This is a genomic window from Rhodococcus sp. NPDC060176, assembly GCF_042728675.1.
Classification (GTDB): Bacteria; Actinomycetota; Actinomycetes; order Mycobacteriales; family Mycobacteriaceae; genus Rhodococcus_F.
On sequence record NZ_JBHWYS010000002.1, the window covers coordinates 114503 to 137238 of the forward strand.

General features: G+C 63.9%; 25 protein-coding genes and 1 riboswitch. Of the genes, 12 read left to right on the forward strand and 13 right to left on the reverse strand.

All coding sequences use genetic code 11. The features are described 5' to 3' along the window. Nucleotides 1-48: 48 nt before the first annotated feature. Nucleotides 49-864, forward strand: coding sequence for a DUF4333 domain-containing protein (locus tag ACFWEM_RS09000; RefSeq protein WP_378532950.1), 816 nt, complete (start codon nt 49-51; stop codon nt 862-864). Nucleotides 865-868: 4 nt separating this feature from the next. On the opposite strand, the gene ACFWEM_RS09005 is transcribed toward ACFWEM_RS09000, so the two are convergent. After that, complete coding sequence (locus ACFWEM_RS09005; RefSeq protein ID WP_378532952.1) at nt 869-1834, reverse strand: 5'-3' exonuclease H3TH domain-containing protein; 966 nt, start codon at nt 1832-1834, stop codon at nt 869-871. A 37-nt stretch (nt 1835-1871) separates the two neighbouring features. On the opposite strand from ACFWEM_RS09005, the gene ACFWEM_RS09010 reads away from it, so the two are divergent. Further along, a complete protein-coding gene (locus ACFWEM_RS09010) occupies nt 1872-3008 on the forward strand; it encodes a M24 family metallopeptidase (RefSeq protein WP_378532954.1) in 1137 nt (378 codons plus the stop codon). On the opposite strand, the gene ACFWEM_RS09015 is transcribed toward ACFWEM_RS09010, so the two are convergent. Then, nucleotides 3009-3434 carry a PPOX class F420-dependent oxidoreductase gene (locus ACFWEM_RS09015; protein WP_030536346.1) on the reverse strand — a complete coding sequence of 142 codons (426 nt, stop codon included), beginning with the start codon at nt 3432-3434 and terminating at the stop codon, nt 3009-3011. A 30-nt stretch (nt 3435-3464) separates the two neighbouring features. Between ACFWEM_RS09015 and ACFWEM_RS09020 the strand changes: the two genes are divergently transcribed. The 8 genes from ACFWEM_RS09020 (at nt 3465) to ACFWEM_RS09055 (ending at nt 9774) form a co-directional block, all read left to right on the forward strand. After that, nucleotides 3465-4226 carry an SDR family NAD(P)-dependent oxidoreductase gene (locus ACFWEM_RS09020; protein WP_378532956.1) on the forward strand — a complete coding sequence of 254 codons (762 nt, stop codon included), beginning with the start codon at nt 3465-3467 and terminating at the stop codon, nt 4224-4226. Continuing rightward, entirely contained in the window at nt 4223-5506 is a 1284-nt protein-coding gene (gene cbiE, locus ACFWEM_RS09025) for a precorrin-6y C5,15-methyltransferase (decarboxylating) subunit CbiE (protein WP_378532958.1), read from the forward strand. The genes ACFWEM_RS09020 and cbiE overlap by 4 nt, the downstream gene beginning before the upstream one ends. Further along, the gene (gene cobM, locus ACFWEM_RS09030) at nt 5503-6252 is read left to right on the forward strand and encodes a precorrin-4 C(11)-methyltransferase (protein WP_378446043.1); all 750 of its coding nucleotides are present in this window, start codon (nt 5503-5505) and stop codon (nt 6250-6252) included. Before cbiE ends, cobM begins: the two co-directional genes overlap by 4 nt. Further along, nucleotides 6249-7022: a cobalt-precorrin-6A reductase gene (locus ACFWEM_RS09035; RefSeq protein ID WP_378534499.1), complete on the forward strand. Its 774-nt coding sequence runs from the start codon at nt 6249-6251 to the stop codon at nt 7020-7022. Before cobM ends, ACFWEM_RS09035 begins: the two co-directional genes overlap by 4 nt. Nucleotides 7023-7188: 166 nt before the next feature. Next, nucleotides 7189-8088, forward strand: a complete 900-nt coding sequence (locus tag ACFWEM_RS09040; RefSeq protein ID WP_225320034.1) for a HAMP domain-containing protein — start codon at nt 7189-7191, stop codon at nt 8086-8088. Between the two features lie 159 nt (nt 8089-8247). Beyond that, the gene (locus ACFWEM_RS09045) at nt 8248-8889 is read left to right on the forward strand and encodes a ScbR family autoregulator-binding transcription factor (protein ID WP_019748499.1); all 642 of its coding nucleotides are present in this window, start codon (nt 8248-8250) and stop codon (nt 8887-8889) included. A 10-nt stretch (nt 8890-8899) separates the two neighbouring features. Further along, nucleotides 8900-9259 carry a VOC family protein gene (locus ACFWEM_RS09050; protein WP_378532960.1) on the forward strand — a complete coding sequence of 120 codons (360 nt, stop codon included), beginning with the start codon at nt 8900-8902 and terminating at the stop codon, nt 9257-9259. Beyond that, entirely contained in the window at nt 9259-9774 is a 516-nt protein-coding gene (locus tag ACFWEM_RS09055; RefSeq protein WP_378534501.1) for a DUF1990 family protein, read from the forward strand. Before ACFWEM_RS09050 ends, ACFWEM_RS09055 begins: the two co-directional genes overlap by 1 nt. Before the next feature lie 13 nt (nt 9775-9787). On the opposite strand, the gene ccsB is transcribed toward ACFWEM_RS09055, so the two are convergent. Beyond that, entirely contained in the window at nt 9788-10747 is a 960-nt protein-coding gene (gene ccsB / locus ACFWEM_RS09060) for a c-type cytochrome biogenesis protein CcsB (RefSeq protein WP_378532962.1), read from the reverse strand. Between the two features lie 274 nt (nt 10748-11021). Here ccsB and ACFWEM_RS09065 point away from each other — a divergent pair, with 274 nt between their 5' ends. After that, the gene (locus ACFWEM_RS09065) at nt 11022-11795 is read left to right on the forward strand and encodes an alpha/beta hydrolase (RefSeq protein ID WP_378532964.1); all 774 of its coding nucleotides are present in this window, start codon (nt 11022-11024) and stop codon (nt 11793-11795) included. Nucleotides 11796-11937: 142 nt separating this feature from the next. Here ACFWEM_RS09065 and ACFWEM_RS09070 read toward each other — a convergent pair whose 3' ends face one another. From ACFWEM_RS09070 to cobG, 10 genes are all read right to left on the reverse strand, one after another. Then, nucleotides 11938-12309 (reverse strand): hypothetical protein, encoded by a 372-nt coding sequence (locus tag ACFWEM_RS09070; RefSeq protein ID WP_378532966.1) that lies wholly within the window; start codon nt 12307-12309, stop codon nt 11938-11940. 1 nt (nt 12310) lies between these two features. After that, nucleotides 12311-12697, reverse strand: coding sequence for a hypothetical protein (locus ACFWEM_RS09075; protein ID WP_378532968.1), 387 nt, complete (start codon nt 12695-12697; stop codon nt 12311-12313). Next, a complete protein-coding gene (locus ACFWEM_RS09080) occupies nt 12687-13718 on the reverse strand; it encodes a transcriptional regulator (RefSeq protein WP_378532970.1) in 1032 nt (343 codons plus the stop codon). The genes ACFWEM_RS09075 and ACFWEM_RS09080 overlap by 11 nt, the downstream gene beginning before the upstream one ends. Nucleotides 13719-13904: 186 nt before the next feature. Beyond that, the gene (locus ACFWEM_RS09085; protein ID WP_378532972.1) at nt 13905-14486 is read right to left on the reverse strand and encodes a dihydrofolate reductase family protein; all 582 of its coding nucleotides are present in this window, start codon (nt 14484-14486) and stop codon (nt 13905-13907) included. Nucleotides 14487-14563: 77 nt separating this feature from the next. After that, nucleotides 14564-14803, reverse strand: a complete 240-nt coding sequence (locus ACFWEM_RS09090) for a PLDc N-terminal domain-containing protein (RefSeq protein WP_378532974.1) — start codon at nt 14801-14803, stop codon at nt 14564-14566. After that, nucleotides 14800-15204, reverse strand: coding sequence for a hypothetical protein (locus ACFWEM_RS09095; protein WP_378532976.1), 405 nt, complete (start codon nt 15202-15204; stop codon nt 14800-14802). The genes ACFWEM_RS09090 and ACFWEM_RS09095 overlap by 4 nt, the downstream gene beginning before the upstream one ends. Further along, nucleotides 15201-15560: an HNH endonuclease gene (locus ACFWEM_RS09100; protein WP_378446033.1), complete on the reverse strand. Its 360-nt coding sequence runs from the start codon at nt 15558-15560 to the stop codon at nt 15201-15203. Before ACFWEM_RS09100 ends, ACFWEM_RS09095 begins: the two co-directional genes overlap by 4 nt. A 26-nt stretch (nt 15561-15586) precedes the next feature. Beyond that, the gene (gene cobJ, locus ACFWEM_RS09105; protein WP_378532978.1) at nt 15587-17074 is read right to left on the reverse strand and encodes a precorrin-3B C(17)-methyltransferase; all 1488 of its coding nucleotides are present in this window, start codon (nt 17072-17074) and stop codon (nt 15587-15589) included. Further along, complete coding sequence (locus ACFWEM_RS09110) at nt 17071-17697, reverse strand: precorrin-8X methylmutase (RefSeq protein WP_378532980.1); 627 nt, start codon at nt 17695-17697, stop codon at nt 17071-17073. The genes cobJ and ACFWEM_RS09110 overlap by 4 nt, the downstream gene beginning before the upstream one ends. 19 nt (nt 17698-17716) lie before the next feature. Continuing rightward, entirely contained in the window at nt 17717-18859 is a 1143-nt protein-coding gene (gene cobG, locus ACFWEM_RS09115; RefSeq protein WP_378532982.1) for a precorrin-3B synthase, read from the reverse strand. Nucleotides 18860-18933: 74 nt separating this feature from the next. Then, nucleotides 18934-19020: riboswitch (cobalamin riboswitch) on the forward strand. Between the two features lie 63 nt (nt 19021-19083). Between cobG and cobN the strand changes: the two genes are divergently transcribed. Continuing rightward, nucleotides 19084-22704, forward strand: coding sequence for a cobaltochelatase subunit CobN (cobN, locus tag ACFWEM_RS09120; protein WP_378532984.1), 3621 nt, complete (start codon nt 19084-19086; stop codon nt 22702-22704). The last annotated feature ends 32 nt before the right edge of the window (nt 22705-22736 follow it).

Sequence of the window (22736 nt, forward strand, 5' to 3'; positions counted from 1 at the left end):
AACTATGTGGTTTGATTCGCAGACTGGTATTTCGAGTGGGAGGCGAACATGAGCGGGCCTTACGGACCGAACGATCCGAATCGGCAATGGGGTCCTGGTGATCAGCAGCAGCCGAACGAGCAGCAGTGGGGGCAGAATCCCCAGCAGCCGGGCGGTCAGCAGCAGCCTGGTCAGCAGCCCGGCCAGCAACAGCCGTGGGGTCAGCCGCAACAGCAGCCCGGTCAGCAACAGCCTTGGGGCCAGCCTGCCTACGGTCAGCCTGGGCAGCCGGGTGGTCAGCCTGCGTACGGCCAGCCCCAGCAACCAGGCCAGGGGCAGCCTGGTCAGCAACAGCCGTGGGGCCAGCCTCAGCAACAACCTCCGGCTCAGCCGTGGGGTCAGCCCGGGCAACAGCAGGCACCGGATGCAACCCAGGCGTGGGGTCAGCCGCCTGCTGCCGCGCCTCAGCAGGCGTGGGGCGCCACAGCACCCGGCCAAGCTCCGGGACAACAGAACCAGTGGAACCAGGCCCAGTCGTTCCCGAGTCCCGGTGCGCCCGGAAACCAGGCGGGTAAGTCGAAGAAGCCCCTGATCTTCGGTGCGATCGGTGTTCTCGTTGTTCTGGCGGCCGTCGTGGTTGCCCTGGTGCTCGGTGTTTTCGGCAAGAACACACTCGATCAGAGCGCAGCTCAGGCCGGCGTCGAAAAGATCGTCACCGAGTCCTACGGGGCAAAGAACGTGAGCAACGTTCAGTGCCCCGCGGACCAGGAAGTCAAGTCAGGCAACAAGTTCACCTGCACGCTCTCGATCGCGGGCGTGAAGTCGAACGTGACCGTGACATTTGTCGACGACAACGGCACATACGAGGTCAGCCGCCCGAGCTGACGCTCTACTGGTCGGAACGGCCTGCCGCCGCAGCCTTCAGCGCGGCGGCAAGCCGGCCGGCCGAGCGTTCGATGTTCAGTGAAGCGGCCACTTCCTCGAAGCGTGTGGGATCGACGGGGGTCGCCGGGAGTCGGTCATCCTTCGAGAACTGAACGTCCGCGTCGCGAACTACTCGTACCACCGGCAACGCAGCGTCGAGGTATGCCATTGCCTCTGGCGAGGTGAGTTTCGCGCGAATTCCCTTGGCCATGTCGGATTCGGGGTCAGCCGCGGCCGCACGAAGTCCGGCCAGCGAGCCGTAGCGCAGCATCAGCGTCGACGCAGTCTTTTCACCGACACCCTTGATGCCGGGTAGACCGTCGGAGGCGTCTCCGCGCAGTACCGCGAGTTCGGCGTAAGCCTCGCCCGCACGGTCTCCGGGTACCCCGTACTTCTCGGCGACCTCGACCGGTCCGAACAATTCCGCCTTGGACAAACCGCGGCCGACGTAGAGAACACGAACGGGCACGTACTCGTCGGTGACGACCTGCAGAAGGTCGCGGTCACCGCTGACGACGACGGTGAGATCCTCGCGCTCGGTAGCGGCAAGCGTTCCCAACACGTCGTCGGCTTCGAGGCCGACAGCACCCGCCGTCGCGATACCCGCTGCTGCGAGCACGTCCATGATCATGTCGACCTGAGGTGTCAACGTGTCCGGGACTTCCTCGGACGAACCGTCAGAGCCTTCCTCGACGCGATGCGCTTTGTACGTCGGAACGGCGTCGACGCGGAACTGTGGTCGCCAATCCAGGTCCAGGCACACCGCGAGACGACTCGGCTGGTGTTTGGTGATCAGGGAAGCAACCATGTCGGTGAATCCGCGCACGGCGTTGACAGGTCTGCCGTCGGGGTCGACGAATGACTCGGGCAGTGCGTAGAACGCACGAAACCACAGGCTGGCACCGTCGAGGAGAAGCAATGGCCCACTCATGGTCACCATCCTGCCAGTCGGCACTAACCTGTAAGCCATGACGTCTCCAGCCGAACAGGATTCCCGATTCTCCAGCGCCGTGTACGGCGCACGTATCGCTCGTGCCGCCGAGTTGGCTCGATCAGCAGGTCTCGACGGTCTGGTGGTGACTCCCGGTCCGGATCTGCGGTACCTGACGGGTTCTCGGGCTGACTCGTTCGAGCGCTTGACCGCGTTGGTCATCGCCGCGGACACGGCGAAGGCGTCCGTTGTGCTTCCTCGCTTGGAGTTGGCGTCGCTGAAGGAATCGGCGGTGGGCGATCTCGGGTTGACAGTCCTCGACTGGGTCGACGGTGTCGATCCGTATGCGATTGTGGCGTCGCAACTTCCGGCCGGCGCCAAGGTTGCGGTGACGGATGCGATGCCCGCGCTGCATCTGATCCCGCTCGCAGACACGTTGGGTGCGTTGCCGATCCTCGCCACCGGAGTGTTGCGTGAATTGCGAATGGTCAAGGACGATGCCGAGATCGAAGCGTTGCGACGGGCTGGCGCGGCGATCGATCGTGTTCACGCTCGCATGGCCGAGTTCTTGATCGTCGGCCGCTCGGAAGCCGAAGTGGGTGAGGCGATTTCAGCGGCGATTCTCGAAGAGGGGCACACCGAGGCCGCGTTTGTGATCGTCGGATCGGGCCCGCACGGTGCCGATCCGCACCACGAGGTTTCGGACCGGGTGATCGAGAGCGGTGACGTCGTGGTGATCGACATCGGTGGACCGGTCGAGCCTGGATACAACTCGGACTCCACCCGCACGTACAGCATGGGGCAGCCGTCCGCCGAAGTAGCAGCACAGTTCGCAGTACTCGAAGCGGCGCAGCAGGCTGCGGTCGACTCGGTGCGGCCAGGAGTATCCGCAGAATCCGTGGACGTTGCCGCCCGCGAAGTGCTTGCCGCACAAGGGCTTGCAGAGGTCTTCGTTCACCGCACCGGTCACGGTATCGGACTGTCCGTACACGAGGAGCCGTACATCGTCGAGGGCAACACCATCGAACTCGTCGAAGGTATGGCGTTCAGCATCGAACCGGGAATCTACTTCCGCGGCAATTGGGGCGCCCGTATCGAGGACATCGTCGTCGTGACCGCCGACGGTTGCGAGTCGTTCAACAACCGTCCGCACGGCCTGACGGTCCTCGACTGATCAGCTTTCCTTGAACGCCGCGGACCCGAGTATGCGTGTGACGTCGATTTCGATGACCACACGCGCGGGGTTGACCCGTGGCTGGCGGTACCGCTCGGCGTAACGCCGAACGGCGTCAGCCACGGAGTCCGCGTCGGTGAGCACGCGTGCAGGCCCCTCGAGCGTGAGCCAGCGCCCACCGTCGACCGAACTGACGGCGGCGTATCCACCCCGGGCGGCGTTGATCGCCTTCTGCGAACCACCGCTGGTGATCACGCGCGCCTTTCCGGCTTCCTGATCCCAGGTGAATCCGACGGCTACGACGTGCGGGGTGCCGTTCGGACGCAACGTCGTGAGTGTCGCGAGGTGGTATTCACCGACGAACTTCAGCCCGTCTTCGGTGAGAGTCTGCTGTGACGATGGCGTGGTGGAGGGGGTGAGCGTCATGCCACGACGGTAATCCAGGACACTGGAGCGGTGACTGCGGGTGCGAACGTGAATGACATCGAGACAGTGCTGCTACTCGGTGGACGAAGTGAGATCGGCCTAGAGATCGCGGTCAGGCTCGCGCCGGGCCGCAACATCGTTCTGGCTGCCAGACGCAGCGGAGAGCTGTCGGAGCAGAAGCAGATGCTCAGAAACGCCGGCGCTGTCGACGTCTCGACCGTCGAGTTCGACGCCGACGCCGTGGAGACTCACGGAGACCTCCTCGGCGCCGTGGTCGCCGAGCACGGCCGGATTTCGGTTGCCGTGCTGGCTTTCGGAATTCTCGGCGATCAGGCGCGTGCCGAATCCGACGCGGCGCACGCGGTAGCTGTGGTGCACACCGGCTACGTGGCTCAGATCAGCATCCTTACTCACCTCGCGGAGATCATGCGCCGACAGGGAACCGGAAAGATCGTGGTGTTCTCGTCCGTCGCCGGCGTTCGGGTTCGCCGCGCCAACTACGTCTACGGGAGCGCAAAGGCCGGCTTGGACGGGTTTGCCAGCGGCCTCGGCGACGCACTGCACGGTTCGGGTGTTCAATTGATGCTGGTACGTCCGGGATTTGTCATCGGCAAGATGACCGAGGGAATGTCGCCTGCCCCGATGTCGAGCACCCCGTCGCAGGTCGCCGACGCCGTCGTACGGGGACTGAACTCCGGGGCGACGCGTGTGTGGGTACCGCGAATTCTGCAGCCGGTGTTCTTCGTCATGCGGCTTCTGCCTCAGACGATCTGGCGCCGGATGCCGCGATGACCACACACCCGGTGGTGATCGTCGGTATCGGTGCCGACGGCTGGGAAGGGCTGTCCGAGAGCGCAAAGGGCGCGGTTCTGGGCGCGGAGGTCCTGATGGGATCACCGCGCCAGTTGGACTTGGTTCCGACTACGCATCTCGGGGCACGGCGAGCGCACACCAGACTGACCTGGCCGTCTCCGATGATTCCGGCCTTGCCGTCGATGTTCGCCGAGAGCGCCGATCGCAGAGTGTGTGTACTTGCGAGCGGTGACCCGATGTTCCACGGTCTCGGGGTGACTTTGGTGCGGCTGCTCGGCGCGGACAACGTGCGAGTGATCTCCCACCCGTCGTCGGTGGCATTGGCGAGCGCGCGAATGGGATGGGCATCGGCCGAGATCGACGTCGTGAGCCTGGTCAACCGAGACTCGGCGACCGTGTTGGCTGCCGTGACCGACGGCGCCCGCCTGCTGGTTCTGAGCAACGGGCGCTCGACTCCGGGGGAGGTGGCGAGGTTGTTGTCCGGCGCGGGGTTCGGTCGATCGATCGTGACCGTGCTGGCCCAGCTCGGTGGAGCCGGGGAATCGCGGACCGTCACCGTCGCAGACGAGTGGGATCACGCGGACGCGGACGTGGACGCGTTGAACGTTCTCGCCGTCGAGTGCATCTCGGCGGATCTTCCGATACGGCTGACTCGAATCCCGGGGCTACCGGATGCTGCGTTTGTCGGCGACGGTCAGATGACCAAGCAGGAGATCCGCGCATTGACGTTGTGTGCACTCGCACCGGCGCCGGGAGAACACCTCTGGGACGTCGGCGGAGGGTCGGGAACCGTCGCCATCGAGTGGATGAGAACCCACCCGCGTTGCACTGCAACAGCATTCGAGAAGGTGGCGAGCCGGGTATCGCAGATCGGTGCCAATGCACTCAATCTCGGTGTGCCTGCGTTGGTAGTGAAAGGGACCGCGCCCGAGGCGTTTGCGGAAGAGGTTCGGCGTCCCGATGCGGTGTTCGTCGGCGGCGGCGTCACGCAACCGGGAATGCTCGAAGCGTGCTGGGAGCAGTTGAGCGTGGGCGGGCGTCTGGTTGCCAACGCCGTGACTGCCGAGTCCGAGTCGTTGCTGCTCGGCTGGATGAGTCGCCACGGTGGGACGCTGCGACGCTTTCAGGTGCAGCGCGCCGAGCCTTTGGGGGCATTCAACGTTTGGCGACCGCAACTTCCGGTGGTCCAATGGTCCGTCACAAAAAGTCAGCCGTCTGCAGGCGCAGACACAGATACGCCGGAGGAATCCACACAATGACCGTTCATTTCATCGGTGCGGGTCCCGGTGCGGCAGATCTGATCACCGTCCGCGCGCAACGCATCATCGCTGCGAGCCCTGTGTGCTTGTACGCCGGCAGCCTTGTTCCAGCGGAGTTGCTCGAGTGGTGCCCGGTCGGCGCGCAGGTCGTGGACACCGCTCGCCTGAGCCTGGACGAGATCACCGCGATCCTTGTCGAAGCGCATTCGGCCGGGCTGGACGTCGCGCGTCTGCATTCCGGTGATCCGTCGATCTTCAGTGCAGTGGCCGAGCAGGCTCGTCGCCTGGACGCAGCGGGTGTCGATTTCGACATGATTCCCGGTGTTCCTGCATTTACCGCGGCAGCGGCTGCACTGGGGCGTGAGCTGACCGTCCCAGGCGTCTCGCAGACCATTGTTCTCACTCGAGTCTCCACCTTGTCGACGGCAATGCCGGAGGGCGAGGATCTGCGGTCCCTGGGCCGCAGCGGCGCAACGATGGTGGTTCACCTCGGCGCTCATCGCATCGAACAGATCGCATCCGAGTTGGCCGACAATTACGGCGAGGACTGCCCGGTGGCGGTCGTCGCCTTCGCCTCGCGGCCCGAGGAGATCGTTGTTCGAGGCACTTTGAAGACGATCGTCGAACTTGTTCATGCAGCCGGCATCACGAAGACGGCCGTTGTGATCGTCGGCCGAGTGTTGACTGCTGAAGGATTCCCGGACAGTTACCTCTACTCGGCAGCCCGTGAGAGAAGCACACACTGACCTCGACAGGTACTCGTCGTCGCGTACTCCTGCTCGGCGGCACGGGTGAAGGTCGAGTGATCGCTTCTCGGTTGGCCGGTTCAGCCGACCTCGAAGTTGTCACATCGCTGGCCGGCCGGGTTCGTGATCCTCGATGGCCGGAGGGGGAAGTGCGTATCGGCGGGTTCGGGGGAGCCGACGGGCTCTCGGAGTGGCTGTCGGCCAATGATATTCGTGCAGTGCTGGACGCCACGCATCCGTTTGCCGCTCGCATCACCAAGAATGGATTCGACGCGTGCCGCGCGAATTCCGTTCCGTACGCCATGTACCGACGCCCGCCGTGGCGCGAGCAACCCGGCGACACTTGGCTTCCCGTACGCGGTGTCGATCATGCCGCAGAATTGGTGCCGACGGTCGGCTCACGCGCTTTTCTGACGATCGGGAGGCAAGGAGTTTCGGCGTTCGGCCGTGTGAAGGACGTCTCGTTTCTCGTGCGTTCCATCGATCCGCCTTCAGGGACATTGCCACCTCATTCGCAATTGCTGCTCGCACGTGGCCCATTCGACGTCGAAGCGGAAGTCGATCTGATGAGAACTCACGGCATCGACGTCGTCATCACCAAGAACAGTGGCGGCGAGCAGACGTACGCAAAGATCGCCGCAGCCAGGCAGTTGTCGATCCCGGTGATCGTCGTCGAACGACCACCGATCCCGGCGACCGCTCCCGCATTCGACAGCGAAGCCGGGGCGGTGGACTGGCTCACGGCTTTCGGTAGTGGAACGGCACTGTGAAGCCGACATCGCGTTCGCTTCAGGTTCGTCTAAGGTTCCGTGACCATACTGGAGGGATGTTGGGATCTTTCGACGCCGCACTGCGGGACCGCGCATGAGAGTGTCGGTTCCCGGAATGAGCCGTCGAAAACCATCGGGAATTCACGTCCGGACGCTCCATGCGCGCGTGAAATTGCTGACTGCAGGCCTGGTGGCGATCGCGGTGATCGTGTCGGCGTCGGCGGTGTACATCGTGTTCAACGCGTATTTGCAAGGCAACGTCGATCGACAACTCGAGCGCACGAGTGACGCGATCACCGACACCGTCAATTTCGGCGGTGTCACACCGGTTCTGGGATTGACGGCCGGCGCGGATACAGCGGTCATCCAGGCGGTGGGGCTTCTCACTGCCGACGGCGCCTTGGTGACGGCGACTCCCGGTCTGCCGCCGTTCAGCACCAGCGCAGACGCCATCAGGTCGATCGCCGACGGCAATTCGTCGCAGACAATCGCAACCGTCGATGCGTATCGAATTCTTGTCGAGCCCTCGGTTGCGGGCCAGACTTTGGTTGTCGCGCAATCCCTGGGGCCGACGCGTTCGGTACTCAAGCGACTCGCAGTGGTGTTGGCGGCACTTGGGGCGGCCGGGATCGCACTCGCTTATGCGGCCGGAGATGCTGTGGCACGCACAGGATTACGGCCGATTGCGCGACTCACTGCGGCAACGCGGCGAGTTGCCGAAACGGATGATCTTGCGCCGATCCCGGTGACCGGTGACGACGAATTGGCGTCGTTGACAGTCAGTTTCAATCGGATGCTCGGGACGTTGTCGGAATCGCGGGCACGCCAGAGAAGTCTGATCACCGAAGCGGGCCAGGACCTTCTGGCTCCGTTGACTGCGCTGCGCACCAATATCGAGTTGTTGATGTCCTTCGATACCAAGTCCGGCGCGATTTCCGAAGCAGATGCAACGCAGTTGCGCGAAGAAATCACCGACCAGATGATGGAGTTGACGCTCCTCGTCGGAGAGTTGGTGGACCGTGCGCGGGTTGACGAAAGCACGTTGGGGAGAGGAGATTCCCTCTAAATCGGACGTCTGACCAGCGACTTTGTTGCATTCGTAATTGAAGCAATGGAAGAAGCGCTGGTAATGTGGGGCAATTGTGAAGTTTTTGGGTATAGCTGGAGTGTGGCGCGAACCGTGGGGTTTGCTGGGCGGGGGCCTTTGGAGGACGAGAGGGATTCAGTGGTCAAGCAAGCACGCGCCGAGCTGACTCGGCAGCAAATCGTTGCCGGCGCGGCCGCGCAGTTCGAGAAGACTGGTTACGGCAGCACCAGCATGGCCGACATAGTCTCGGGGGCCGGTACTACCAAGGGCGCGTTGTACTTCCATTTCGCGTCGAAGGACGAGCTCGCGCAATTCATCATTGCCGAACAGCATCGGCTCTCGATCGAGTCGGTGCAGGCGATTTCCGCGACGGGCAAGGACCCGTTGGAACAGATGATCATGCTGACGCACGAAATGGCACGCCAGATCGTTGATGAGCCGATCGTTCGCGCGGGCATTCGCCTCACGCTGGAACTGAGCACGTACGAGGGGCCGGTGGAACCGTACGCCGAATGGATCTCGGCAATCACCGATCTCACCGCCAGAGCTCAGGCGGAAGGTGAAATCCGAAAATCGGTCAGCGCAGAATCGTTCGGCAGGTTCATGCCCTCGGCATTCACCGGGGTTCAGCTGGTTTCGAACGTTCTCACCCGACGCTCGGATCTTCCGGATCGTGTCGACGAGATGTGGCAGATCCTGCTTCCGGGAATCGTCAGCGACGAACTTTCCGGTGACATCGAGCGCCTCGTCAAGTCGCGGTGGACTCCGGCGGCGGCGTAGCCTGCGGGATATGGCCGTCAGGCGGATAGTTTCGGATCTGTCGAGTAGTTCGCTCGAGGCCGCGCAGCGCTTCTACACCGAAGTGCTGGGCCTCGAAGTTGTCATGGATCACGGGTGGATCGTGACGTTGGCTTCGCCGACGGATCCGTCCTTGCAGATCAGCGTCATGACGCACGACGCTCATGCACCCGTCATGCCGGACGTCTCCGTTGAGGTGGATGATCTCGATGCGGCGTACGAGGCCGCGGTGCAGCGCGGCGACACCATCGTCTATCCCGTCACCGAGGAGCCGTGGGGTGTGCGCAGGTTCTTCGCTGCCGACCCCGACGGTCACGTGATCAACATCCTCAGCCATCGACGCGAGCAATGATGGCGTCCGGCCCGGGCGGGCTGACGTACCTCGAGGTGGGCGCAACGTCAGGCGTACTCCCCGCCGGCTATCACCACGTTCACGAGAGCGCGACGGTCGGATCCGGACGTGAGGATTTCGAGGTTGCCGCTCGTACAGTCGCGAATTGGGGAATGCACCGCGGAGCTGGTTTGACCGTCCGGGCGGCAGCCCCGACCGCGGCGGCGGGTCAGGATGCGACTTTCGGACTCGGTCCGGTGTCGATCCCAGTTCGAATCGTCTACGTCGTCGACGAACCTAATCGCAAGGGATTCGCGTACGGAACCCGCGCCGGCCACCCCGAATGCGGCGAAGAACTGTTTGTCGTCCAGTTCGACGAGGCCAGCCAAGCGGTTCGTCTCGAGATCGTTGCGTTCTCCAAGCCCGGAACGTGGTGGGTGCGTCTCGGCGCTCCGATCGGACGTCGAGTACAGGCGTTTGTCACGCGCCGCTACATCCGTACCGTCCGCGAGAGCGTCGACCGATCGCGGGTCTGACCCGTTGTCGGTGTCAATTCAATCCAGCGTACGAATGTAACCCCGACACGACGTAGTTGATTGCAAACATGTTGAAAAGCATCGTTGCGAGCGCAGCAACATTTATCCATGCCGCACGCATGTTCTTGAACCCGGCCGTAGCACGCGCATGGAGGTACGCGGCATAGAGAACCCAGGAGATGAACGAGACCGTCTCCTTGGGGTCCCAGCCCCAGAAACGTCCCCACGCGGCTTCCGCCCAGATTGCCCCGCAGATTACCCCGATGCTGAACAGCGGGAACCCGACGATCGTTGTTCGGTAGGCCACGCGGTCAAGCAATTCGGATGACGGCAGCCTGGCCGCAATCCAACGCAACGCGGGATTCTTTGACTGCGGACCTACCTCGGCAATCATGAAAAGTGCGCTGACCGCACTTGCGAACGTAAGGATGCCGGAGGCGGCGACGATGATCGTGACGTGTACGCCGATCCAGTACGAACGAAGAGCGGGTACGACCGGCGCTGCCTCGGCATACATGACTGCGGCGGCGACAAACAGAAGCACCACGGTGGGTGACAGAACGAAGATGGTCAATGAACGAATCTGGTACCGCCCCAGAATAACCAGCCAGCACGCCACCAATGCCGCGCTGAGGAAAAGCGCGTACTCGTAGAGGTTTCCGAGAGGCCATCGGTGTGTCGAGATGCCGCGAAGTGCGAGCGCGGTGACGTTGAGGACCAGGGCGACGACGGTGAGCGATACGGCAGCGCGACCCGCGCGATGGGCGCGAGTTCGATTCGGCGGCATAGCAATCCGGCCGGGCACCGCCGGATTTGATGCACTTCCCACACGTGCGAGTGCCGGTCGCACTGTGGCCGAGAGGGGTGCGCTGGAGAAGTCGACGATGGAAAAAAACAGGGCGAGAACGTAAATCGCGAAAGACGACGCGAAGGCGTAATCGCTGTACTGCGCAAGAACTGGATCGACCGACATTTAACTCCCCATAACGACCGGTTGGTTGCCATTCGGAATCTACTACACATGATCGTAGAAGTGGTTGAGCCGTCTGTCGGATCGGTGGGCTGGAAAATGATTGGACGGGCTTCGGTTCGGGTTGATAGCTTGTGCGAGACCGTGACAACACGCCAGGAGGTGAGACCCATGAACGCAGTAACCATGTGGGTGCTCCCACTCCTGTTCACGGATCGGCGATTGACGTAGGTGTCGCCGGGAGCGCCTCGAGTAGGCAATCCCGAAAGGTAACACCATGCAATCCAATTCTCAGACCATCGAATTCACTTCCGAGACAACGTCGAACGGTGTCGTCGAACGCCATTTCGTTCTGGACGACATCACCGGTGTCCTATGGTCACCCGCATCTGAATCCGTCGGATCACCTCTACTGCTGTCCGGGCACTCCGGCGGCATGCACAAGAAGGCGCCGGGACTGGTCGCGAGTGCACTCCACAGCGTGAGCTCGCACGGGTTTACGGTCTCCGCGATCGACGCGCCCGGACATGGCGACCGACCGCGGGACACGCAGGACGAACAGTGGGTCGAGGCGATCCACCAGGCACGGGCGGCCCGCGAGCCGATCGCCCCGATCGTCGTCGAGTACAACCGGTCGCTGGCGGAGCGTGCAGTGCCGGAATGGCAGGCGACCATCGACGCACTGCAAACGCTGCCCGACGTCGACGCCGACGCTCCGATCGGCTTTGGCGGCGTGTCGCTAGGGGTCGTGACCGGGCTGATGTTGGCCCCGGTCGAATCCAGGATCGCTGCCGTGAGCTTCGGGGGAGTTTTTGTGGACGACTCCCTCATCGAAGCGGCACGAAAGCTCACGGTCCCGGTCGAGTACCGGATCCCTTGGGACGACAAGGATTACGACCGCACGTCAGGGGTGGCGTTGTTCGATGCCTTCGGCTCGAAGGAGAAGACTCTGCACGCCTACTCGGGCAGGCACTATCCGGTGCCCGACTACGAGCGCGACAGTTCGGCTCGGTTCTTCGCCCGCCACCTCGGCAGGAGCGCCGTGAGCTGAGTGAGCTGACGTGAACACGTATCGGCGTCCGGCGCCGCCGGACGCCGATACTATCTCGACTAACCCGCCGTGGCCGCCCGGACCCATTAGACGCTGACCAACCGGGAGAACACCGCACTCGGTGAGTAGACTACGATCGCCGTCAGCGTCGATGATCTGTTGCATCAGTTAGCAATTCGGCGACCAGATCGAGGTCGTCGGCGGCGATATCTCGGTCGCCCGCTGCTCGGATCCGCTGGAGCGATTGCTCTCGCCTCTCCTTGAACCACAGATCGACGTGAAGGGCGATGTCGCGGGCAATGGAAGTGTCGACGGAGCTGATTTGCGCCATCGCGGCGGGCCGGGTGGCTGCGTCCAGCGCGAGGTGCACGATGTCGAGAAGATCAGTGCCGTGCTTGTCTCCGGAACGATTCATCACCGCCTGAAGTTTCATCGCGATCAGTGGGCCTGGCTCGGCAACTGGCGTGGTGACCTCGACGATATTGCTGTGGGCCCGGATCACCGCGATGGTCATGTCACTTGGCGCCGTCGTTGGCCCACGCGTGCGCTGAAGCATGGAGACGATCACCAGGATCGTCGCTGGGGTGGTCGATCTCGATCTGACGGACTTCGAGCACGTCTACTTTCACTGACCCGTATGGCGTGGGGAGTAGAACGGCTGCCGGCTCGACAGGCTGGGCGCCGTCGGCAGCACGCAGGACTTCAAGTTGGGGGATGTCGCCGAGAAGTCGATCCACAAGATCCAGATCGACCGTTGCTCGGTATGGATTCGACAACCGCGACAATACGGCGAGTCCGCCGACGATGACTGGTGGCCCGCCGAGCAGTGCGCGGACCTCGACGACACCCTGAACTACGGCGGCCATCGCATCACCGGCAAACGTAACTCGGCTACCAGACACGGGTCCACCGGTCGTCGGGTGTCCATGCGTCCAATATCTCCCGGCCGCGTCCGGCGTCTTGGGCGAGATCGAGTGCGACGAACAACGGATGTGTGAGGGGCCATTCGAGCGGGTTGGCGTCGAAATCGACGCGGTGGTTTACGACCGCGGGTACAGGCGCGACCCGCAAGGTGGCCTTCGCCTGCATAGCAGAGGCTGCAGTTCCCAGCAGGGTAGCAGCGCGCCGGACGATCGAGGAGTCGGGGACGAAGAAGTCGAGGGTTTGGTCTGAGCGGAATGCCAAAGGCGCGCCGTACATAGCGGCAGCAGCGGAGTCGGTTAAAGCCCAACCCGGTTCGTTCTCGATAGTGTCGAGATTGAGCCGCAGCGGTCGCACCAGAGTTGCATCGCCTCGGGACGGGAGCGCGGCCAGATGAACGCGTGGTGTCGGCCAGCGCTCGGCGACCTGCCAGAACAGGTCAGTGCTCGTCGGCATGTTCTTCGCATCGACGAAACTGTCGCGGCGCAGGGCAGCGAGTATCTCCGAGACCGTGCTGGGGGAACGGCCCAACTCCCGCGCGAGCTCACGCACCGCGATAGTTCGCTCGGGACGCATGAGTACTGAAGCTGCGACCTCGAGGCCTGCCTTGCCACTGAGTGCTTCTGACCGTTCAAGTCGTTTCTGGAGCGCTTTGACTTCGGCGTCGATGACCACGCTGCCTGTGCGTAGGGCGAGGCGTCCGCGGAGGTCGAGGTAGCCGCAGCGTCGCTGGATAAGGATCCTGCGCGCGGTATCGGTGAGTCGGTCGGATACGACGAACAATGTCGTCTCCGGGGACTGGTTTTCGGTGAGTAGACGTTCGGCAACCTGGTCGGTGACCAGGGAGCGATACTTCATCTGGATCGGGACGGCAAGGCCGCCTGGGTCAAGAACCAGGTCGATGCCGGTGTCGGGTTCGCCGATGGGTGATTGGGCGTCGATGCCCAATTCTGCGAAGGCGTCGATCACGAAAGCCTCAACGGCGGAAGCTTCGTTGTTCACGTGTGTATCGTCTCAGCTTGTTCGGTGTTCGGTCAATACCGAACACCGAACAAGCCGGTGCTGACTCGATCTCGGCGCTGCCATACGTGTCGCATCCTCGCCATACCCCGCTCGTGGGCAGCACAAAGGTTGAGCGGCATGCGGAGGTAAGCGCCAGTGTTACCGAGATTGTTTGAATGGGCGCAGCTACTTGAGTACTCGAGTCGATACCTGCGTTGGCTGGTATCGCATGGCGACTGCGCCCGACCGGAATTCGTGGCGATCGACGAGCTCGAGCTGGATGCGCTCGCGCAGACCGGCGAGCAACGTCGGTCCGTGTCCGGCGAGGACCGGTTGAACAATGAACTCGTACTCGTCGATCAGTCCCAGGTCTGCCAGCGCCAGGGGGAGTGTCACGCCACCAACCCACAGGCCTTCGCCGGGCTGCTCCTTGAGCCGTTGAATCGCTGGCCCCAAGTCGCCTTGCACGAGCTCAGCATTCCAATCGACCCCGCTCAGCGTGTTCGACACGACGTACTTCTTCGCCCGGTCCATGGCATCGGCGAACGGGACCTCCCACTCGTCCATCCAGTCAGGCCATGTGCCCGTTGCCGGCTTCCGCCACGCCGACTCCATCATCTCGTAGGTCACCCGGCCGAAAAGCAGAGCGTCGGCTCGTTTCATCTGAGCGGTCCAGTAGCGCATCGACTCCTCGTCGGGTGGGAGCCCGGCGTCGTGATGGCAGCAGCCGTCGAGGGTGACGTTGATCGAGTATCGAAGTGGTCTCATCTCGTTGTTCTCCCCTGATACGCGCAGAGTGACAGCACCGGACCGTACTCAGACTACTGCCGCGTCGTCGGTGCAGGTCAGGTTCGGGACCTGGAGTCACGCGGGGGTCGTCCGAACAGCAACCAGACGAGCGCTCCGAGTACGGGTACCGCGATCACCAGCGCGCACCACCAGAATTTGCCGCCCGAACGGTCGAAGTCGGTGCGCACGATCGCCACGAGCGCGCTAATCGTGAGGAAGATCCAGGCAAGAACGAAGACGGTGAAGGTGATGTCCACCCAAAGCGGAATGGTGGGGTTGTGGGTCGTTTCGTTCACGCTTCAAGACCACTTTCGACGACTGTGCCTTGATGAAACATCACGGTCCACCGATTCTCGGTGAACCGCCAGATGGATGATCGCTCGGTAACCCGATCCGCCTGCGCCAGCCGATACGTCACCAGATACAGGTCCGGAGCGATTCGGTCCAGCGCAGGTCGGTCGACCTTCCATACGAGTTCGGCCGCGTCGTTCACTTCGCCGCGGAGTCGCCGGGTCTCGACTACCGATTGCACGTAATCGCGGGTGTATCGCGCACCCGAGGCTCCGATCTCCCGGAACTCCGGGTCGACGACTGCATCGAACTCGTCTCGTGACATGGCTACTCGCGTCCGGTGAAACAGAGGTTCGAACTCCATCAACTCGTCGAGTATCAGGCGCAACTCGTGCGGGACCGTCACGACTGCTCCGAGAACTGCGCCCTCATCTCCATACCTATCTCCGCGTGGCGCAGGAGGAAGGCCTTCTCGTCATAACCCTTGCGCCGCAACCAGAGAGTGACCTCGCTGTTGCATTTGCTCGCATTGCACGAGCGGCAAGCCGGTGCGATGTTGTCGAGTGTGTAGCGCCCACCGCGGGAGATCGCCAGCACGCAGTCACGTTGCGGCGACTCGTCCGGCTCGCCGCAGTACGCGCAGCCACCCCAGGCCGCTTTGAGCGCGGACCACTGCTCGACGGACAGGTCGTGCTCCACCAGATCCATTCGGCGTTTGCGTTTGCGCGCGTATCTGGCTTTCCGGGTCCGGTTGACGGGCATGAGGCCATGCTATCGCTGTGCGATGCTCACTCCGGGTAGCGCCGCGGGGTGAACACCTGACGGCCCGAACCGGTTTCGACGACCGTCGTCATCGAGGAGCCGACGATCAGCAGAGTCCGCATGTCGATCTCGGAAGGCTCGAGCTCGCCGAGGGTAACGACCCGAACGGATTCCTCGGCGCCTGCAACATCGCGCCCGATGACGACGGGAGTCTCGGGGGAGCGGTGCTCGAGTACGAGGTCCTTCATGGCTTGGACCTGCCAGGTCCGGGACTTCGATGCCGGGTTGTAGACCGCAAATGCCATGTCCGCGGCTGCAACTGCCGAGATCCGACGTGCGACGACATCCCACGGCTTGAGGCGATCGGACAGGGAGAGCACCGCATAGTCGTGCCCGAGGGGTGCGCCTACCCGACTGGCGACAGCGTTTGCCGCCGTCATGCCGGGAAGGATACGGACCGGAACGCCGCGCCACTGGTCTTCGGCGGCAACTTCGAGAACTGCTGCAGCCATGGCGAATACACCGGGATCCCCCGACGAGACGACAGCTACCCGGGCGCCGTTTTTCGCGAGGTCCAGCGCCATCGCGGCGCGTTCCGCTTCGACGCGGTTGTCGCTGGAATGGCGACGCTGGCCCGGACGCGTCGGCACGCGATCGACGTAAGGGCCGTAGCCGACGAGGTCGGTGGCCAACGAAAGCTCATGCGCCACTTCAGGTGTGGTCCAGGCGGTATTGCCCGGCCCGAGTCCGACCACGACCACCTCGCCGCGAGACTCGGTCGCAGGTCGAGGGTTGTTCGACGGGCTCGGAACGATGGCGATCGAGAAGTACGGAACTCCGTCCGGGTCGACCTCGGCAGCGGATTCGACGCGTTGACGTGTGGTGCTCGCGCGCTCGACGTAGTGGGCCTCGCCGAGGCGGCCGGAATCCTCGAGCGATTGTAGGACCGGTGGGAAGGTACGTCCGAGCTTGAGGATGGCCGCGGCGTCGGTTTCCTTGAGCCGCCTGGTCAGCTCGGCCTGCGGCAACGTTCCGGGCAGGATCGTGAGGATCTCTTCACCCTCGACCAGCGGCTTTCCGAGTGCAGCAGATGCCGCGCTGACGGAGGTGACACCGGGAATCACCTCGGCGTCGAAGCGATCGGCCAGCCTCTTGTGCATGTGCATGTAGGAGCTGTAGAAGAGCGGATCACCGGCAGCGAGCAATGCGACGGTTCGACCGGCTTCGAGGTGAACTGCCAACCGCTCGGCAGCCGCTTCGTAGAACTCGTCCATCGCGCCCTGATATCCGCCGGGATGATCAACGGTCTCGGTGGTGACGGGGTAGACGAGGTGTTCTTCGATCTGCCCTTCGCGCATGTACGGCGCTGCAACGCCGCGGGAAATGCTCTTGCCGTGCCGCGCGGAGTGGAACGCGACCACGTCTGCCTCGCCGATGACGCGTGCGGCCTTGACAGTCACCAATTCGGGATCGCCGGGGCCTATACCGACACCCCAGAGCTTGCCTGCGCTCATTCGACTTCGCTCGCAATCGCATTGACGACCGCCGCGGTGATCGCGCTGCCGCCGCGTCGGCCGCGGAGCACGAGATGATCGATTCCGCTGCCGTGTTCGATGAGAGCTTCCTTCGACTCGGCAGCGCCGATGAAGCCGACCGGACCTCCGACGATCGCGGCGGGACGGGGCGCTCCGGCTTCGATGAGATTCAGGAGATGGAACAGTGCGGTGGGTGCGTTTCCGATCGCGACAACAGCGCCCTCGAGCTTGGCTCCCCACAGTTCGAGGGCAGCGGCCGAGCGAGTGTTGTCGATGGTCGATGCAAGCACGGGAACCCGAGGATCGCCGAGGGTGCAGATGACGTCGTTGCCGGCGGGCAGACGCTTGCGCGTGATGCCGGCCGCCACCATCTGGGCGTCGCAGAAGATCGGTGCGCCGTCCCGCAGAGCGGCACGCGCGGCAGAGACGACTCCGGGCGTGAAGGCGACGTCGTCGACGAGATCGACCTGGCCACTGGCGTGAATCATGCGAACTACAGCTTGCGAGACATCCGCCGGGAAACGGCTCAGGTCGGCTTCGGCCCGAATGGTGGCAAAGGACTGGCGATAGATTTCCGCGCCGTCACGGATGTACTCGATCATGTGCCACACGATAGAGGCATCACCGATTGGCCGGATTCACCCGGTAACCGTCACCCGTCGCAACCACATCCGCTACGTCCCCGCGGGGACGTCCGCAACTGCGCTCGCACCCGGCCCAGTGCTGCCGTCCGACGACGGGTAGCTCTGCTTGCTCGACGGCGGTGATCGCGTCGGTGCGCACGTCGGCGAGTGACTTCTCGCATCCCGGACTTCCGGTGCACGCGGTGACGTCGAGCCACGGTGAGTTCTCGTCAAAGATCAACCCCATGGGTGCCAGCACCCGGACTACCTGCTCGGCTGCCCATTCGTCGAGGTCGAAGATATGCACCGATCGCCACGGCGTCACGACGACGGGCTTGTCGACGGCGGCGAGGAACTCGGCCAGCCGAGCGTCGAGCAGCCCGAATCGCAGGCCGCCGCCCAGAGCTACGGTCCCGTCGCGCTGCTCGAGCCAGCCGATAGTGGGCCGTGCATCCGGCGTGAGGTCCGCCGCAACGGTGGACTCGGCGCTCAGACCCAGCTGCTCGAGGGTGCGTTCGATTCCGTCCGGAACCTCGGCCAGGCGCCAGTGCTTGTCGCGGAGGTCGAGGAACGATCGAGCTGCCTCGAGGAGCAATTCGACGGCGTCGTCTGCATGTACGCGGTGAGTGGTGTGGTGACCGGCGAGCACCAGGGAATGCTCGGTGGCGCTGTGCGCATGGAGTCCGAAATCGCCCCGCAGTCCGGTGATGTCTCCACGCCCGTCGTCAAGAGTGAACAGCGTTCGCCCCGGCAGATCCGCCAATGCCTGATCCGCCTGGATGGCCGAATCGAGACGGTGGACCAGTTCACGAATGTCGGCGACGCCCCCGATACGGCCGGACAGTGGGGACGCGAGAATGTTGCGTACTCGCTCGTGCGTCGCGGACGGCAGGAGACCGGCCGACGCGATGCGCGCCGCGAAGGCTTCGGGATCCGAGACCGAGCGCAACTGAACGTTGCCTCTCGAGGTGAGTTCCATCTGCCCGTTACCCAGATCGCGCGCCGCGTCTGCAAGCGTCTGCAAATGGGCCGGGTTGAGGAGACCACCGGGGAGGCGCACGCGTGCCAGTGCGCCGTCGGCGGCGTGGTGAACTTGCAGTGCACCCGGGCACGCGTCTGGCTGTGAACGGTCCGTGGGCATGGCTCCAGGGTACGACCTGTCATGAGTGCCTTCTGCGGACCGGTAGCATCACCACCACCAGTGACGGCAGTTGAGGAAACCGGTGAAAGTCCGGTGCGGTCGCGCCACTGTGAGTGTTCTTTCGAACGGGATATGTTTCCGCTCGGAAACACGAGTCAGACCCTCAACCGCCGTCGATGACAGATCTGTGCCACGGGGCGCGAAACCCCAGGAAGGCTTCACCCGTGATTCTTCTGCTCTCCACGTCCGACACCGATCTGCTGAGCGCCCGCGCCAGCCAGGAAGCCGGCGACGGAGTTTCCTACCGCTGGGCCAATCCCTCACGCTTGCTGGTCTCGGAAGACTTGCCGCCTCTGCTCGACGGCGTCGACCTCGTGATCGTTCGCATCCTCGGCAGCCGTCGTAGCTGGGAAGACGGCTTGGACATGGTCCTCGCCTCCGGACTCCCCGTAGTCGTGCTCGGCGGCGAGCACGCGCCGGACGCCGACCTCATGGAGTGCTCGACGGTTTCCGCCGGTGTCGCTGCCGAGGCCCACAACTACCTGGCCGAGGGTGGCGCGCAGAATCTGGCACAGCTGCACCACTTCCTGTCCGACACCGTCCTGCTCACCGGTCACGGTTTCGAGCCGCCGGCACACCTGCCTTCCTGGGGGATCGCGGATTTCGCGCCCGATCTCGACTCGGCGACCGGTCCCGTCATCGCCGTTCTGTACTACCGCGCTCAACATCTGGCCGGTAACACCCGGTATATCCAGGCTTTGTGTGACGCCGTCGCCGAGGCCGGTGGCACCGCGCTCCCGATCTACTGCGCATCACTGCGAACCGCAGAAGCCGAACTTCTGACCACTCTCCGCCGCGCCGACGCCATGGTCGTGACAGTTCTTGCTGCCGGCGGCACCAAGCCCGCGACGGCGTCCGCCGGTGGCGACGACGAAGCCTGGGATGTCGCCGCACTCGCTGCACTCGACGTCCCCATCCTGCAGGGCCTGTGCCTGACCAGTAGCCGCGCCACCTGGGACGAGAACGACGACGGACTGTCGCCTCTCGACGTCGCGACCCAGGTCGCGGTGCCGGAATTCGACGGCCGCATCATTACCGTCCCGTTCTCCTTCAAGGAAATCGACTCCGACGGACTGTCCACCTACGTCCCCGACGTCGAGCGCGCTGCCCGTGTCGCCGGGATCGCGGTCCGTCACGGCAAGCTGCGCCACATTCCCACCACCGAGCGTCGCGTTGCTTTGATGCTCTCGGCGTACCCGACCAAGCACGCCCGCATCGGCAACGCCGTCGGTCTCGATACTCCGGCGAGCGCAATCGACCTACTCACTGAAATGCGTTCTGCCGGTTACGATCTCGGTCCGGTCGACGGCCCGGACGCAGTTCCCGGCCTGGCGGCGAAGGACGGCGACGCGCTGATCCATGCCCTGATCGCGGCCGGCGGACAGGATCCCGACTGGCTCACTGCCGAGCAGCTCGAGGGCAATCCGATCCGCATCTCGGCAGCGAAGTACCGCGAATGGTTCGCCACCCTGCCCGAGGAACTGCGCAGCGGTGTCGAAGAGCACTGGGGCGCAGCGCCCGGAGAGCTGTACGTCGACCGCTCGCAGGATCCCGACGGCGAAATCGTCATCGCGGCACTGCGATTCAACAACATCGTCCTCATGGTCCAGCCGCCGCGGGGATTCGGTGAAAAGCCCGTCGCGATCTACCACGACCCGGATCTGCCGCCGAGCCACCACTACCTCGCGGCCTACCGCTGGATCGCGGCGACGCCTGATGCTGGTGGATTCGGTGCCGACGCCGTTGTGCACCTCGGCAAGCACGGCAACCTCGAATGGTTGCCCGGCAAGACACTCGGCATGTCCAGCAACTGCGGCACCGACGCAGCCCTGGGCGACCTGCCGCTGATCTACCCCTTCCTGGTCAACGACCCGGGTGAAGGAACACAGGCAAAGCGTCGTGCCCACGCGACGCTCGTCGATCACCTGATCCCACCGATGGCCCGCGCCGAAAGCTACGGCGACATCTCCCGTCTCGAGCAACTGCTCGACGAGCACTCCAACATCTCCGCACTGGACCCGTCCAAGCTGCCGGCCATTCGCCAGCAGATCTGGACGCTGATGCGGGCAGCCAAGATGGACCACGACCTCGGCCTCGCGGAGCGTCCCGAAGAAGACGTCTTCGACGACATGCTCCTGCACGTCGACGGTTGGCTGTGCGAGATCAAGGACGTCCAGATCCGTGACGGCCTGCACATTCTCGGCCGCGCTCCCGAGGGCGACGCCGAAATCGAACTGGTACTCGCGATGCTGCGTGCCCGCCAGATGTGGGGCGGTGAACAGAGCGTCCCCGGTCTGCGTGAGGCCCTCGGGCTCAGCGAAGACGGCGACGAGTCCCGCAACCGTGTCGACGACATCGAGGAAAAGGCGCACGCTCTGGTTCGCGGCATGTACGACGCCGACTGGAACCCCGCTGCCGCCGAAGACCTCAGCGACGACGAGACCGTCGTGAAGATCCTGCAGTTCGCCGCCACCGAAGTGGTTCCGCGTCTGCGGCAGACGAACAACGAGATCAAGCAGGTCCTGCACGCGCTCGACGGCGGTTTCATCGCGGCCGGTCCGAGCGGCTCGCCGCTGCGCGGCCTGATCAACGTGCTTCCCACCGGTCGCAACTTCTACTCGGTCGACCCCAAGGCAGTTCCGTCGCGTCTGGCGTGGGAGACCGGTCAGGCCATGGCCGAGTCGCTGGCCGCTCGCTATCTCGCCGATCACGGCGAGTACCCGCGCTCGGTGGGTCTGTCCGTGTGGGGCACCGCCGCCATGCGTACCTCCGGCGACGACATCGCCGAAGTGTTTGCGCTCCTCGGTGTTCGCCCCGTCTGGGACGAAGCAAGCCGGCGCGTGGTCAACCTCGAAGTCATCGATCTCGAAGAACTGGGCCGACCGCGCATCGACGTCACCGTCCGCATCTCCGGATTCTTCCGTGATGCGTTCCCGCATGTGCTCGCATTGCTCGACGACGCCGTTCAGTTGGTGGCGGCGCTGGACGAGACGGACGAGCAGAACTACGTGCGCGCTCACGCGCAGGCCGACCTTGCCGAGCACGGCGACGCCAGGCGTGCGACCACCCGTATCTTCGGTTCGAAGCCCGGAACCTACGGCGCCGGCCTGCTGCAACTCATCGACTCCAAGACCTGGCGCGGTGACGACGACCTCGCCGAGGTGTACACCAACTGGGGCGGCTTCGCGTACGGCCGTGGGCTCGACGGAATCCCGGCCGCCGACGACATGCGTAGCGCATACCGTCGAATCAACGTGGCGGCCAAGAACACCGACACGCGTGAACACGACATCGCCGATTCGGACGACTACTTCCAGTACCACGGCGGCATGGTTGCCACCGTGCGCGCGCTGACCGGAAAGTCACCCGAGGCGTACATCGGGGACAGCACCCGGCCGGAATCGGTTCGCACACGCACACTTTCGGAAGAGACCGCCCGCGTCTTCCGGGCGCGTGTCGTCAATCCCCGCTGGCTCGACGCCATGCGCCGTCACGGGTACAAGGGCGCATTCGAGATGGCGGCCACGGTCGACTACCTCTTCGGTTACGACGCCACCACCAACGTGGTTGCGGACTGGATGTACGAGAAGCTCGCCGAGACCTACGTTCTGGACGAGCAGAACCAGAAGTTCATGACCCAGTCGAACCCGTGGGCCCTGCACGGAATCGCCGAGCGACTCCTCGAAGCCGCCGAGCGCAACATGTGGGAGCACCCCGAGCAGAAGACACTCGACGGCTTGCGTCAGGTGTACCTCGAAACCGAAGGCGAACTCGAGGGGGAGTAGATCTCGAAGATCACCGGCGGGTCCGGGCGCTG

Coding starts and splice junctions, on each gene's coding strand:
- ACFWEM_RS09070 (WP_378532966.1), bottom strand. CDS start 12,309: ATGACCATCGCGGTGATCCGGGCCCACAGCAATATCGTCGAGGTCACC.
- cobJ (WP_378532978.1), bottom strand. CDS start 17,074: ATGAGCGCAGGCAAGCTCTGGGGTGTCGGTATAGGCCCCGGCGATCCC.
- cbiE (WP_378532958.1), top strand. CDS start 4,223: ATGACCACACACCCGGTGGTGATCGTCGGTATCGGTGCCGACGGCTGG.
- ACFWEM_RS09015 (WP_030536346.1), bottom strand. CDS start 3,434: ATGACGCTCACCCCCTCCACCACGCCATCGTCACAGCAGACTCTCACC.
- ACFWEM_RS09110 (WP_378532980.1), bottom strand. CDS start 17,697: ATGATCGAGTACATCCGTGACGGCGCGGAAATCTATCGCCAGTCCTTT.
- ACFWEM_RS09000 (WP_378532950.1), top strand. CDS start 49: ATGAGCGGGCCTTACGGACCGAACGATCCGAATCGGCAATGGGGTCCT.
- cobM (WP_378446043.1), top strand. CDS start 5,503: ATGACCGTTCATTTCATCGGTGCGGGTCCCGGTGCGGCAGATCTGATC.
- ACFWEM_RS09050 (WP_378532960.1), top strand. CDS start 8,900: ATGGCCGTCAGGCGGATAGTTTCGGATCTGTCGAGTAGTTCGCTCGAG.
- ACFWEM_RS09065 (WP_378532964.1), top strand. CDS start 11,022: ATGCAATCCAATTCTCAGACCATCGAATTCACTTCCGAGACAACGTCG.
- ccsB (WP_378532962.1), bottom strand. CDS start 10,747: ATGTCGGTCGATCCAGTTCTTGCGCAGTACAGCGATTACGCCTTCGCG.
- ACFWEM_RS09100 (WP_378446033.1), bottom strand. CDS start 15,560: ATGCCCGTCAACCGGACCCGGAAAGCCAGATACGCGCGCAAACGCAAA.
- ACFWEM_RS09085 (WP_378532972.1), bottom strand. CDS start 14,486: ATGAGACCACTTCGATACTCGATCAACGTCACCCTCGACGGCTGCTGC.
- ACFWEM_RS09055 (WP_378534501.1), top strand. CDS start 9,259: ATGGCGTCCGGCCCGGGCGGGCTGACGTACCTCGAGGTGGGCGCAACG.
- cobG (WP_378532982.1), bottom strand. CDS start 18,859: ATGCCCACGGACCGTTCACAGCCAGACGCGTGCCCGGGTGCACTGCAA.
- ACFWEM_RS09010 (WP_378532954.1), top strand. CDS start 1,872: ATGACGTCTCCAGCCGAACAGGATTCCCGATTCTCCAGCGCCGTGTAC.
- ACFWEM_RS09005 (WP_378532952.1), bottom strand. CDS start 1,834: ATGAGTGGGCCATTGCTTCTCCTCGACGGTGCCAGCCTGTGGTTTCGT.